This window comes from Streptomyces sp. NBC_00984 (genome assembly GCF_045162475.1).
Classification (GTDB): domain Bacteria; phylum Actinomycetota; class Actinomycetes; order Streptomycetales; family Streptomycetaceae; genus Streptomyces.
This window is the reverse complement of sequence record NZ_CP108734.1, coordinates 5836190-5849339: the sequence shown is the minus strand read 5'-3', so window position 1 is coordinate 5849339 and position 13150 is coordinate 5836190. Positions and strand designations below refer to the sequence as shown.

Sequence of the window (13150 nt, the reverse complement as noted above, 5' to 3'; positions counted from 1 at the left end):
GGCGGACGGGCAGACGGTCAGCTCGTCCCGCCCGGCCACTCCTCGCGCACCATCCCGAACAGCACGGTGTCGTACCGCCTGCCCGCCACCAGCACGGCACCCCGGCGCCGGCCCTCCTCGCGGAAGCCCGCCTTGGCGAAGGCGCGGACGGCCCGCTCGTTGCCGCTCCAGGTGTCGAGCTCGATCCGGTGCAGCCCGAAGGCCCCGAACAGGTGCCCCACCAGCAGGCGCAGCGCGTCGGATCCATGGCCGCGGCCCCAGCGGTCCCGCTCACCGATGGTGATGCCGACGGTGACCCGCCCGGCGAACGGGTCCAGATCGCGGTAGTCCACCATGCCGATGGCCGTGCCGTCGGCCAGGTCCTCGACCGTGAGGACGGCCGACTCCCTCGGGACCAGCCGCAGCATCGTCTCGAAGGCGAGCCCGATGGCCTCCGCCGTGACCGGCCCGAAGCACGGGTCGCCACCGGTGGCCCAGTGCACCACCTCCGGGTCGTTGCGCCACCGGAGATGGTGCTCCGCGTCCGCCGCCCGCAGTGCGCGGAGCCTGACCAACTCGCCTTCGATCATGCGCGGATCGTATGCCGGGCCCCCCGCCCACCGGTCGGCGGAGATGCCCTCCGGCCCCGGTCACCCACCCGAGCCCTTGTGCCGCAGCCGATGCAGCACCTCGATCGCCCGCAACTGCCGACGCTCGTACGCGGTACCGGGCCGCACGGAGGTCGAACGGCTCTGCCAGGTGAGGCCCGGTGGGGCGCCACAACGTGATGTTCGGCCCGACGGACCGCCGGGTCCCGCGCTGAACACCGTTCGTCGCGCGGGCCGGCTCAGGCCGTGGCGGCGGGGCCGGCCGGCAGGTGGACCGTCATGATCAGGTCGCAGGGTTCGGTGCCCGCGCCGCGGTAGGCGTGTGAGGTGTCACCGTCGAACGTGGCGGTCTGTCCGGCTTCGAGGGCGTGCTCGGTGCCGTCGACGACCAGGGTCATCCGGCCGGAGGTGACGCTGACGGTCTCCACGACTCCGGCCTGGTGGGGATGGCTGGGGTACTCCTCGTCCGGTTGCAGCCGCCAGCGCCAGAGCTCGACGGGGGCCGGGCCCGAGGTCGTCAGTACGAGCCGGGCCTCGCTGCCCCGCGCTCCGGTCCACAGTGGCGGCACGGCGTCGGCGGCAACGACCCGGACGCGGCCTTCGGGCGACCCCTGCATCAGGGCGGACACCGAGATGCCGAGGGTGTCGGCCAGCCGGACCAGCGTGGCCAGGTTGGGGTTGCCCTGGGCCTTCTCCAGCCCCACCAGAGCACCCTTGCTGACCTGGGCGCGCCGACCGAGTTCCTCCAGGGACAGGCCCGCGCGGGTGCGGGCCGCCCGGACATTGCGCGCGACCGTCCGCAGAGCTGCGGCTGTCTCGGCCACCTGATCACCATCCTTGCAAGTGGACCACTTCAATGCACCACGCGGTCGTTTGGTTGACACGACACGGTCGGTCCGTTGTACGGTGCGGTCGTTCCACTGAATAGTAAGGGATGTGCCGTGCTCGCTCTGCTGCTGGCTCTGTGCAGCTCACTCGCCTACGGGTGCGCCGACTTCCTCGGCGGTCTCGGTGCCCGCAGGGCACACGTGCTGCGGACCGTGATGATCGCCGCCCCGGCCAGTCTCGCGGTCGAGCTGCTGCTGTGGCCGTTCCTCGGCGCCTCGTTCAGTGCCGGTGCCCTCGGCTGGGGTGCCGCGTCGGGGGTCGCCTCGGCCGCCGCGTTCGCCATGCTCTACCGGACCCTGGCGATCGGCCCGATGAACGTGCTGTCACCGGTGACCGCGCTGGTGTCCGCCGCGCTGCCGGTCGGGGTGGGGCTGACGCAGGGCGAGCACCTGGGCGCCGCCGGCCTGGTGGGTCTGCCGCTCGCGCTGGCGGCGGTGGTGCTGGTCAGCGCCGGGCACGGCGCCGGGACGGTGCGCCCCTCCCGTACCGCCCTGCTGCTGGCCCTGGGCGCGGGCGCCGCCATCGCCCTCCAGCTGGTCTTTCTGCACCAGGCGCCGTCCGACAGCGGTGTGGCCCCGCTGATCGTGGGCCGGGCGGTCTCCTCGGCCGTCACCCTGGTCGCGGCGGGGCTGATGCACCGCAAGCTGGGCTCCGAGCGGCCCGCGTACGCGATGTCGGCGGCCGCGGGCATGCTGGACTCCATGGCGAACCTGCTGTTCCTGCTCGCCGCCCGCAGCGGGGACCTCACCGTCGTCGCCGTGGTCACCGCCCTCTACCCGGCGGGCACGGTCCTGCTCGCCCGCGGCGTGCTCGCCGAACGCATCCACCGCGGCCAGCTCGTCGGCCTGGGCACCGCCGCCGTCGCCGTCGGCCTCCTCGCCCTGACCTGAGCGGGATCCCGGCGCCCGCCGACGAGACCGACCCCCGGATCGAGGCACGGCACACCGCCTGCCGCTCCACGCACGTCGCCTTCGTCCTCGAAACCCTCCACGCCGCCCGCGACGGCCGTCTCCTCACCGCCGCGGCCGGGGAGTTGCAGGGCCTGCTCGCCCCGCACGCCGAACAGACCGCGGTGCACCGCCTCGGCCCGGCACAGCCCCAGATCGTCGTCGGAGTCCTCCTGGGCGGGGCCGGTGCGTCAGTGGCGGTAGTCGGGCCAGTGCGGGTCCTCCCAGCGGGCTGGGCCGGTGAGGCCGAGCAGGCGTATGCGGTGGAGCAGTTCGTCGGGGGCGCCGTGGGCGATGAGGCGGGGGCGGGCGTGGTGCAGCAGCCAGGCCGTCAGTTCGGCGCGCCTCTCGCCCTCGTCGTCCTCGTCGTCCCAGGCGGCCCAGGGGAGTTCGTCACCGAGGAGGTCGTACTCCCAGTGGGCGGCGGCCTCGGCGAGGTGCCGGGTGGCCGGGGTGCCGGTCTGCGTCTCCCAGTGGGCGAGCCACGGGCGGAGCGTGCCGGACGCCTTGGTGTTCAGGGCGAGGAGGTCATGGGCCGGGACGGCGGGGGCCGGGTCGGTGAGTGTGTGGGACCACCAGGCGTGGAGGAACTCCCGTACCGCAGCGGCCTGTTCGTCGGGCCACTGCTGCCAGTGGCCGCGGTCGAACGAGCGGCCGATCTCCTCCGGGCCGCAGAAGGGATCGGCGCGGCCCGCGACCAGGGACCGGGCGAACTGAGGGAGTATCCGGCGCAGCACCGACGGGTGGTCGCTCCAGTCGGGAGCCTGCCAGGTGCGTCGCAGGAGATCGTGGTCCAACTCGACGTCCGGGACCTTGAGTCGGGCGAGCTCCTCGGCACTGCCCCAGTGGCACTCGCAGTTGTTCTCGTCGGGGTGGGCGGTCATTCCGCGGAAGGTGATCGCGAGGCCGTCCAGTGCGGCGTCGAGGCGACGGCGGGCGGAGCGCGGGACAGGGTGTGTCATGGACGTTCGCCTTCGGGGCTCCGGAGGCTGACGCCGTCCGAAGATCGTCACCTTACCGGGAGGGGCGGCGATACCGCCGCCCGGTCCGTGTTCCGCCTGCGCTGCACAGGTACGGATACCGGGCGACGTCACGCCGATCGCGAACCGCGAACCGTAGGTCAGGCCTTGACCGTGGCCTGTTCGGGCGCGGCGTCGGCGCCGGCCTCGACGCGGCGCGCCGCCGGGATGACGGCGGCGATCACCGCCGCGACCAGGGCGACACCGCAGCCGACCAGGAGTCCGGTACGGAAGCCGTTCTCGGAGGTGAAGGTGTGGCCGCCCATGGTGACGGTCATCTGAGAGAGGACCACGCCGATCACCGCGGCGCCGATCGACGTGCCGAGGGAGCGCATGAGCGTGTTGAAGCCGTTGGCGGCAGCGGTCTCGGACAGCGGGACCGAGCCCATGATCAGTGCGGGCATCGCCCCGTACGCCAGGCCGACACCGCTGCTGGTCACCATGCCGACCACCATCAGGCCCCACGCGGAGCCCATGAGCACCAGCGCCAGGCCGTAGCCGACCGCGATGACCAGAATGCCGCAGACCAGGGTGAACTTCGGGCCCCGGGCGTCGATGAGCTTTCCGCCGAGCGGGGAGACGATCATCATCATGATGCCGCCGGGCGCCAGCCACAGGCCCGCCGCGAGCATCGACTGGCCCAGGCCGTAGCCGGTGGCGGAGGGGAACTGCAGGAGCTGCGGCGAGATCAGCATGCTGGCGTACATGCCGAAGCCGACGAAGACGGAGGCGAGGTTGGTCATCAGCACCCGGGGACGCGCGGTGGTGCGCAGGTCGACCAACGGGTCCCGGGTACGCAGCTCCCACGCACCCCAGGCGAGCAGCACCACGACGGCGGCGGCGAACAGGCCGAGCGTGGTCGCCGAGTCCCAGCCCCAGTCGGCCCCCTTGGAGACGGCGAGCAGCAGGCAGACCAGGCCCGCCCCGAGACCGAGCGCACCGAGCACGTCGAACCGCTGCCCCTTGGCCCCGGCCGGCACGTCGGGGATCAGGAACCAGATCAGCACCGCGACCACGGTGGCCAGGCCGGCCGAACCCCAGAACAGCACCCGCCAGTCCGTGTACTGGGCGACGGCCGCGGCGATCGGCAGGCCGAGCGCGCCGCCGATGCCCATGGAGGCGCTGACCAGCGCGATGGAGGAGCTGAGCTTCTCCGCCGGGACCACGTCACGCAGCAGGGCTATACCGAGCGGCAGCACGCCCATGCCCATGCCCTGCAGACCGCGGCCGACGATCATGGGGACGACGGACGAGGAGAGCGCGCACACCACCGAGCCGACGATCAGCGGCACGGAGCACACGAGGAGCATCCGGCGCTTGCCGACCATGTCGCCCAGACGTCCGGAGACGGGCACGCAGACGGCGGACACCAACAGGGTGACGGTGATCACCCATGCCGCGTTCGAGGGGGTGGTGCTCAGGATCTGCGGCAGCTCCGCGATGAGCGGGGTGACCAGGGTCTGCATGATCGCCGCCGTGACACCGGCGATGGCCAGCGTGGCGACGACGCCGCCGGGGCGGGTTGATGGCTGGGGGGCACCCATCCGGGACTCCTCGGGTGTGTGTCGGAAGAAGACTATGCATCGTACACACTTCATGCATCGAGCACGTTATATGTACGCTGCATGGGCCTATGGGAGAATGGAAGCCGACATTCGGAAACACGCCGGGACGCCCGGACGACAGCAGGAGGCGGCAGGCGCATGACCAGGCCCACCCACGAGGTCGAGTACGAGCAGATGCTCCTCAGCCGCCACGGCCTCCTGCAGAACAAGGGCGGGCGGCGCAAGGACGGCCTGATGGACCACAGCGCCTACATCCTGCTCAGCCGCGTCCGCATTCAGGGGCCGATGTCGATCGGCGAGCTCAGCGACGCCTTCGGACTCGACGCCTCCACCCTCAACCGGCAGACCGCGGCGGCCATGCGCGCCGGACTCGTGGAACGCATCCCGGACCCCGAGGGCGGCATGGCCCGCAAGTTCCGGATCACCGCCGAGGGCGCCCGCATGCTCGACGCGGAACGCGAGGGCCTCGTCAGCTCCCTGGAGCGGGTCATGGCCAACTGGTCGGACGAGGACATCTCCGGCTTCGCCGCCTACCTGAGGCGCTTCAACACCGACATCGAGCGCCTGGGCGGCCGCCCCTGGCCGCGCCCCTGACCGTTCGCGGGCCGCCCGGGAATCCGATGGAATCCGTTCGACAGGGCGCCGCCCCGCCCGGCAGAGTCCGTCCATGAAGCCGCAGCACTGGCCCCTGTACGGGCTCCGCCTCCGCACGCCCCGCCTGGAACTACGCCTCCCCGACCTGGAGTTGCTGGACGAGCTCGCCTCGGTCGCCGCCGACGGGGTGCACGCGCCGGACGAGATGCCGTTCACGGTCCCCTGGACCGCCGTACCGCCCGAGGAGCGCGGCAAGGTGGTGTTCCAGCACGTGCTGTCCACCGTCGCCAACTGGTCGGTACGGGACTGGGCGTTGAGCCTCGCCGTGCTGTGCGAGGGCAAGGTGGTCGGGCGGCAGGACCTGATGGCGAAGGACTTCGCCGTGACCGGCCAGGTCAGCACCGGGTCGTGGCTGGGCCTCGCCCACCAGGGCCGGGGCATCGGCACCGAGATGCGGGCCGCCGCCCTGCATCTCGCCTTCGCCGGCCTCGGGGCCCGGACCGCGGTGTCGGCCGCGATGACCGACAACCCGCGTTCGCTGGGCGTCTCGCACCGGCTCGGCTATCTGCCGGACGGCCTCACGGTCGCCGCCGTGCGGGGAGCGCCCGTCACCCTGCAACGGCTGCGGATGGACCGGGCACGCTGGGAGGAGTGCCGGAGCATCGAGGTCACCGTCGAGGGACTCGACGGCTGCCGGGAGGAGTTCGGGGCATGACACTGCTCGTGCACACCTTCGTCCACGACGAGTCGGAGAAGCTGCGGCTGCTCGACGACCCGGGGCGACCGAGATCGACATCGACTTCGCGCTGCACGGGGACGGCGGCCCCGCCTGCCGCTGGGCCGCGGACGCCTCCCCCGGCGACCGGCTCACGGCGCTGGGCCCGGCCGTCGAGGACAACACGGCCGTCCGCTTCCGCCCTCCCGAGGACACCGACTGGGTGCTGATCTGGGCCGACGAGACCGCGCTGCCCGCCGCGGCCGCCGCCCTGGAGTGGCTGCCCGCAGGCATGAAGGCCCGGGTCTGGCTGGAGGTTCAGCACACCCGGGACCGCCAGGCCCTCAACACCGCCGCCAGGGCCAGGATCACCTGGCTCGTACGGGACGAGGGCGCACCCCCGGCCACCGCTGCCGTCGAGGCGGCCGAACTGCCCGGGGGGACGCCGTACGTCTGGATCGCGGGCGAGTCCTCGCAGGTCCGGGCGGTGCGCCGGCACCTGGTGCGTGAGCGCGGGTTCGACCGCGGACGCGTGACGTTCGTCGGGTACTGGCGCCGCGGGATGAGCGAGGAGCAGCTGCGCGAGGCGGCGGCCGGGGACGAGTAGAGCGCGGGCACCGGGACCGTCCGGCGACCGGGAAGGTACCTGGTCGCCGGACGGTCCCGGTCGCCTCACTCGGCGGCCCAGGGGACCTGCGGCGCCCGGTAGTAGTCGACGCCGAGCGCCGAGAGCCTCGGCCCCTGCGCTCCCAGCCGCACCTTGTACGCGTCCCAGTCGTGCGTGGCCGCGGGCGACCAGCCGAGCTCCGCGACCCCGGGCAGCCGGGGGAACGCCATCTGCTCGATCTCGTCGCTGTCGGTCAGGGTCTCCGACCAGAGCGGCGCCTCGACCCCGAGGACCGAGCCCTCCGGTGCGCCGGCCAGGTAGGTCGCCGGGTTCCAGTCGTACGAGCGCTGGACGGAGACGTAGCCAGCCCAGGCCAGGCCCAGCTCGGTGTCCTTGTCGTACTTCATGTCGAGGTAGCTGCGGTCGGCCGGGGACAGCACCAGCTTCGTGCCGTTCACGGCGGCGTCCGCGACCTGCTTGCGCTCGGCCGCGCCCGTCCGGTCGTAACCCCAGTACTGGGCGACCGTGCCCTTCACCGGCGTGCCCCCGGTCAGCTGGTGCCAGCCCACCACGGTCTTTCCGTACTTGCCGACGACGGCCTGCGCCTTGTCCATGAACGCCACATAGTCCTCGTGGCTGGTGGAGTGCGCCTCGTCGCCGCCGATGTGGAGGTACTTGCCGGGCGTGAGCGCGGCGAGCTCACGCACCACGTCGTCCACGAAGTCGTACGTGACGGCCTTCGGGACGCAGAGCGAGCTGAAGCCGACACTGGTGCCGGTGTACAGCGGCGGCGCGACCCCGTTGCAGTTCAGCTCCGCGTACGAGGCGAGTGCCGCGTTGGTGTGGCCGGGCAGGTCGATCTCCGGCACGACCTCCAGATAGCGGGAGGAGGCGTACCGGACGATCTCCTTGTAGTCGCTCTTCGTGTAGTGGCCGCCGGGGCCGCCGCCGACCTCCGTCTGCCCGCCGTACGTGGCGAGCCGCGGCCAGGAGTCGATGGCGATCCGCCAGCCCTGGTCGTCGGAGAGATGCAGATGGAGCTTGTTCATCTTGTAGAGGGCGAGCTGGTCGATGTAGCGCTTGACCTCGGCGACGGAGAAGAAGTGCCGGGAGACATCGAGCATCGCGCTGCGGTACGCGTAGCGCGGCGCGTCCGTGACCGTGCCGCCCGCGACCGTCCACGGGCCCTTCTGGGGGCTCTTCTTCTCCACGGCGGCCGGGAGCAGTTGGCGGAGCGTCTGGACGCCGTGGAAGAGTCCCGCGGGGCCGCGTGCGGTGATGGTGACGGAGCCGCGGCTCGACTTCAGGCTGTAGCCCTCGGCGCCCAGTGCGCCGTTGTGGGAGTCGAGACGCAGCCGGATGCCGTTGCCGGCGTCGCCGGTGACCGGCAGCGAGTATCCGGTGGACGGGCGCAGCACACCCGCCAGGTAGTCGCCGACCCGTCGGGCCTCGCCGGAGCCGTCGACGCGGATCCTGGTGTCCGCCGTGATGGTGTACGGGGAGCCGCCGGGCTTCGCCTCGGCGGGGGCGGGCACGATCTGGCCGAGCGGACGGGGCGAGGCGGCGGCCGGACCGTTGTTCGCCACCGGTCTTTCCGTTGTCGCGCCGACAGTGGAGATCCCGGCCGCCGTGACGAGCAGCAGCGAGCCGAGAAGGCGGGGAAGGGCGGTGCGCTGTGTCCTGTGCAGTCTCACAAGCCGGGTCCCTTTCGACGGGTTCACACCTGTGGATCTCCTGAGCAACCGAACCATCACCATGCGTATCGTGCACCTCACGTATGGTCAAGGTGTAGACCACTTCCCCGTTGCACGGCTGAGAGAATCCGCCGCATGACGGAAATAACCCAGCGCGACGGGACGTGGACCTTCGACGGCGAAACGGTGCGGATCGTGCCGGGCCGGGGCAAGGGCATTCATCCGCTCCGGCAGGAGCTGGGCGAATGCGTCGTCCCGCTGCGGGCGTTGGCGGGCATCTCCTTCGAACCGGACCGCAAGGGCGGCCGGCTGCGACTGCGGCTGCGCGACGGCGCGTGCCCGGTGCTGCGCGCGGCCGACGGCAGGCTCAGGGACGCCGCCGACCCCTACCAACTGACCGTGGAGAAGGACCGGAGCGGGCTGGCGGAGTACTTCGTCGACGAGGTGCGCAGCGCCCTGCTGGTCGAGCAGGTGCCCACCGGCGCGGTGGACGGCTTCCTGCTGCCGGGGCCCGCGGTGCCGGTCGCCGGTGGCGGCGGGGACGGCACGGCCTCGTTCGACGGGGAGACCGTCCGCCTCACCTGGAACTGGAAGGCCAACGAGGTCAAGACCTCGGGCGGCCCGGTCGCGTTCCCGGTCTCGGAGGTGACCGGCGTGCACTGGGTGCCCGCCATCGGTCTGGAGAACGGGCATCTGCGCTTCGTGCGGCGCGAGGGCCCGGCGCCGGCCCCGGCGGCCGAGGACGACCCGTACTCGCTGGATCTGTGGGGGCTGTCCAAGAAGGAGTACACGGCGGCCCTGGTCGCGGCGGCGGTCCTGGTACGGCTGCCCGCGGGCGCGGGACCCGCCCCCGCGGAGATCACGGCCCCGGCCGCACCCGCCGCACCCGCCCCGGCCGCCTCGTCCGGCGACGATCACGACGTACTGCTGCGCCGGCTGCGCGAGCTCGGTGAGCTGCACCGGTCCGGGGTGCTCACCGACGACGAGTTCAGCGCCGCCAAACAGGCCGTCCTCAAGCGCCTGTAGGCAGCCCGGAGCTGTCGCGAGCACGGGCCCGGAACGCCGTCCCGGGCCCGTGCGAGAGCGCAATCACACCCGACCCTGCCCGATATCGGGCAGAATTGTTGCGTAAGCGCCCCACTCATCGCAATATCAACGAGTGCTCGAACGCCGCCCGTCGCATGACGACCTCATCGACCACCTGGTGCGCAGCACCGCGCTCCAGCGCGGTGAAGCCGCCCGGGTGATCCTCGACGTGCTGGCGTACTTCGACGAGACGACCGACGACTTCGTCCGCCGCCGCCACCGCGAACTGCAGTCCGGCGGCCTGGTCAACGCGGAGATCTTCGAGCGGATCGCGGCCGAGCTGCCGCACCGCGCGGTCGCACCGCCGGAGCTCTCGCTCCGCCAGCTGCGCCGCATCGTCTACGGCTGAACAACGGGCACCACAGGTACGTCGATGGAGGGGCAGAGACTTTATGTGCGGAATCGTCGGATATATCGGGAAGCGTGATGTGGCTCCGCTGCTGCTGGAAGGGCTGCAGCGGCTGGAGTACCGGGGTTACGACTCCGCGGGCATCGTGATCACCGGCAAGGCGTCGGCCGGCAAGCCCGCCGCCCTGCGGATGGTCAAGGCGAAGGGCCGGGTCCGCGAGCTGGAGGCCCGCGTTCCCAAGCGCTTCACCGGCACCACCGGTATCGCCCACACCCGCTGGGCCACCCACGGCGCCCCGAGCGACGAGAACGCGCACCCGCACCTGGACGCCGAGAACAAGGTCGCCGTCGTCCACAACGGCATCATCGACAACGCCTCCGAGCTCCGTGCGAAGCTCGTCGCCGACGGCGTCGCCTTCCTCTCCGAGACCGACACCGAGGTGCTGGTCCACCTGATCGCCCGCGCCCAGGCGGACACCCTGGAGGAGAAGGTCCGCGAGGCGCTGCGCTCGGTCGAGGGCACGTACGGCATCGCCGTCATGCACGCCGACTTCAACGACCGCATCGTGGTCGCCCGCAACGGCTCCCCGGTCGTGCTCGGCATCGGCGAGAAGGAGATGTTCGTCGCCTCGGACGTCGCCGCGCTGGTCGCCCACACCCGCCAGGTCGTCACCCTGGACGACGGCGAGATGGCCACCCTCAAGGCCGACGACTTCCGTACGTACACCACGGAGGGCTCGTCCACGACGGCCACGCCGACCACCGTGGAGTGGGAGGCCGAGTCGTACGACATGGGCGGCCACGACACGTACATGCACAAGGAGATCTCCGAGCAGGCCGACGCCGTCGACCGGGTGCTGCGCGGCCGGATCGACGACCGCTTCGCCACCGTGCACCTGGGCGGCCTCAACCTGGACGCCCGGGAGGCGCGCGGGGTCCGCCGGATCAAGATCCTCGGCTGCGGCACCTCGTACCACGCGGGCCAGATCGGCGCCCAGCTGATCGAGGAGCTGGCCCGCATCCCCGCGGACGCCGAGCCCGCCTCCGAGTTCCGCTACCGCAACCCGGTCGTCGACCCGGACACGCTGTACGTCGCGGTCTCCCAGTCGGGCGAGACGTACGACGTGCTGGCCGCCGTCCAGGAGCTCAAGCGCAAGGGCGCCCGGGTGCTCGGTGTCGTCAACGTGGTGGGTTCGGCAATCGCCCGGGAGGCGGACGGCGGTACGTACGTCCACGCCGGTCCCGAGGTGTGCGTCGTCTCCACCAAGTGCTTCACCAACACGGTCGTCGCGTTCGCGCTGCTCGCACTGCACCTGGGCCGGATCCGGGACCTGTCGGTCGCCGACGGCAAGCGGATCATCGAGGGGCTGCGCAGGCTGCCCGCCCAGATCAGCGAGATCCTGGCGAACGAGGACGAGATCAAGAAGATGGCGGCCGAGTACGCGGACGCCAAGTCGATGATGTTCATCGGCCGGGTGCGCGGCTACCCCGTCGCCCGCGAGGCCTCGCTGAAGCTCAAGGAGGTCTCGTACATCCACGCCGAGGCGTACCCGGCCTCCGAGCTGAAGCACGGGCCGCTGGCGCTGATCGAGCCCGCGATGCCGACGGTGGCGATCGTGCCGGACGACGACCTGCTGGAGAAGAACCGCGCCGCGATGGAGGAGATCAAGGCCCGCAGCGGCCGCATCCTCGCCGTCGCCCACCAGGTGCAGGAGAAGGCCGACCACACCATCGTCGTGCCGAAGAACGAGAACGAGCTGGACCCGATCCTGATGGGCATCCCGCTCCAGCTCTTCGCGTACCACACGGCGCTGGCCATGGGCCGTGACATCGACAAGCCGCGCAACCTGGCGAAGTCCGTCACCGTCGAATAGGCCCGCGCACACAACAGCTCACGCGCGCGCCCGGCGCGCAGGAACGGCCCCGTACCCACCGCGAGCGCGGGTACGGGGCCGTTCCTGCGCCAGCCTCCACGGCGCCGGGGTGACCGATACCGAACGCCAACGGGGCGACTCCCGGGGCGAGATGACCGGGGGTGGAGGTGCCGGGCGCTTCCCGCGGGAACGCCGTTGTCCGCGGCAGGCCGCTCCGCGAGCGCGCCATCCACCTCCGCCCGACATGAATTGCCGGTTTACGCAGACGAGTTGACGCCATGTCGAACGAGGGACCGATCGACGGATCACAGGAGTGACGAAAGAGGTCACCCGACGGGCTCTCAGGGGATGACGACGACCGGGCGCTGCGCACGCCGCGCGAGGCGTCCCGCCACCGAGCCGAAGATGCGGCCGACGATGCCGTGCGTGGAGCCGACGACGATGGCGTCGGCCGAGTACTCCCGGCCGACCTCCTCCAGCTCGTGGCAGATGTCCCCGCCCCGCTCGACGAGGACCCAGGGAACCTCGGAGAGGTAGTCCGCGCAGGCGAGCTCCAGACCGAGCACCTCGGTGCGGTGATCGGGCACGTCCACGAAGACGGGCGGCTCGCAACCTGCCCAGACCGTGGTCGGCAGCCGGTTGGCGACATGGACGATGATCAGGCCGGAGCCTGATCTTCGGGCCATCCCGATGGCATAGGCGAGGGCGCGTTCACTGGAGGTCGAGCCGTCGAAGCCGACGACGACCCCATGGCGGAACGCGGGATCGCAGGAGTGACGTGTTTCTTCGACCGTCTGCGGGTCCGACATGGGGTCGGCTACCTGCTTGCGGTCGGCGGGTTCGGGGATTTCGTGACCGGCCATCGGTGTCTCGGCGAAGAGAGTCCTCGTGAGGAGAGCGACTTGGGGAAGGTGGGTCAGCGGGCGGTGTTGCGGTGTCCGGGAATCATCTTCCCAACCCCTTACCCCCAAGGGTACGGCGCCACTCCTCCACTGCCCAGACCCGCGCAAAGCGCGCGCGACGTTTCACGGAGCATGCCCGAGGCGGACCCGTATGGCAATGCCGCTTGTGCTGTACACCGACGCCGCCGGGCCGGGACGGCTGCCCTCGGTGACCGGACGGATCCGGATCCGTCATCCCCCGGACCCGAGCGCGGCCCCCGCGCCCCCGGGGCGACCCCGGAACGGATCACCGCCCCGCTGCCGACCGCCGGGGCCGGCACCCCG

Annotated in this window: 12 protein-coding genes and 1 pseudogene; 7 read left to right on the top strand and 6 right to left on the bottom strand. The window is 71.7% G+C overall.

Annotated elements, in window-relative coordinates; genetic code table 11:
- Positions 1–17: 17 nt before the first annotated feature.
- On the bottom strand, positions 18–569 hold the full coding sequence (locus OG520_RS26195) for a GNAT family N-acetyltransferase (RefSeq protein WP_399329553.1): 552 nt from the start codon (positions 567–569) through the stop codon (positions 18–20).
- Positions 570–826: 257 nt separating this feature from the next.
- Positions 827–1411: a helix-turn-helix domain-containing protein gene (locus OG520_RS26190; RefSeq protein WP_399329554.1), complete on the bottom strand. Its 585-nt coding sequence runs from the start codon at positions 1409–1411 to the stop codon at positions 827–829.
- Positions 1412–1528: 117 nt separating this feature from the next.
- Between OG520_RS26190 and OG520_RS26185 the strand changes: the two genes are divergently transcribed.
- Complete coding sequence (locus OG520_RS26185; RefSeq protein WP_399329555.1) at positions 1529–2365, top strand: EamA family transporter; 837 nt, start codon at positions 1529–1531, stop codon at positions 2363–2365.
- A 248-nt stretch (positions 2366–2613) separates the two neighbouring features.
- On the opposite strand, the gene OG520_RS26180 is transcribed toward OG520_RS26185, so the two are convergent.
- A complete protein-coding gene (locus OG520_RS26180) occupies positions 2614–3384 on the bottom strand; it encodes a hypothetical protein (RefSeq protein WP_406014817.1) in 771 nt (256 codons plus the stop codon).
- A 158-nt stretch (positions 3385–3542) separates the two neighbouring features.
- Positions 3543–4985 carry an MFS transporter gene (locus OG520_RS26175; RefSeq protein ID WP_406014816.1) on the bottom strand — a complete coding sequence of 481 codons (1443 nt, stop codon included), beginning with the start codon at positions 4983–4985 and terminating at the stop codon, positions 3543–3545.
- Positions 4986–5144: 159 nt separating this feature from the next.
- On the opposite strand from OG520_RS26175, the gene OG520_RS26170 reads away from it, so the two are divergent.
- The 3 genes and pseudogenes from OG520_RS26170 to OG520_RS26160 form a co-directional block, all read left to right on the top strand.
- Complete coding sequence (locus OG520_RS26170; protein ID WP_406014815.1) at positions 5145–5600, top strand: MarR family winged helix-turn-helix transcriptional regulator; 456 nt, start codon at positions 5145–5147, stop codon at positions 5598–5600.
- 73 nt (positions 5601–5673) lie between these two features.
- Positions 5674–6315: a GNAT family N-acetyltransferase gene (locus OG520_RS26165; protein WP_406014814.1), complete on the top strand. Its 642-nt coding sequence runs from the start codon at positions 5674–5676 to the stop codon at positions 6313–6315.
- A gap of 52 nt (positions 6316–6367) precedes the next feature.
- Positions 6368–6922 (top strand): annotated as a pseudogene (locus OG520_RS26160) (siderophore-interacting protein); the annotation flags it as partial.
- Positions 6923–6987: 65 nt separating this feature from the next.
- Here the strand turns inward: OG520_RS26160 and OG520_RS26155 are convergent.
- Positions 6988–8616 carry a beta-N-acetylhexosaminidase gene (locus OG520_RS26155; protein WP_406014813.1) on the bottom strand — a complete coding sequence of 543 codons (1629 nt, stop codon included), beginning with the start codon at positions 8614–8616 and terminating at the stop codon, positions 6988–6990.
- A gap of 135 nt (positions 8617–8751) precedes the next feature.
- Between OG520_RS26155 and OG520_RS26150 the strand changes: the two genes are divergently transcribed.
- From OG520_RS26150 to glmS, 3 genes are all read left to right on the top strand, one after another.
- Positions 8752–9642 carry a DUF4429 domain-containing protein gene (locus tag OG520_RS26150; protein ID WP_406014812.1) on the top strand — a complete coding sequence of 297 codons (891 nt, stop codon included), beginning with the start codon at positions 8752–8754 and terminating at the stop codon, positions 9640–9642.
- A 133-nt stretch (positions 9643–9775) separates the two neighbouring features.
- On the top strand, positions 9776–10051 hold the full coding sequence (locus OG520_RS26145; RefSeq protein ID WP_072489218.1) for a hypothetical protein: 276 nt from the start codon (positions 9776–9778) through the stop codon (positions 10049–10051).
- Positions 10052–10094: 43 nt separating this feature from the next.
- Entirely contained in the window at positions 10095–11924 is a 1830-nt protein-coding gene (glmS, locus tag OG520_RS26140; RefSeq protein WP_406014811.1) for a glutamine--fructose-6-phosphate transaminase (isomerizing), read from the top strand.
- Between the two features lie 341 nt (positions 11925–12265).
- Here the strand turns inward: glmS and OG520_RS26135 are convergent, their stop codons facing one another.
- Entirely contained in the window at positions 12266–12787 is a 522-nt protein-coding gene (locus OG520_RS26135; protein WP_189547056.1) for a universal stress protein, read from the bottom strand.
- Positions 12788–13150: the final 363 nt, after the last annotated feature.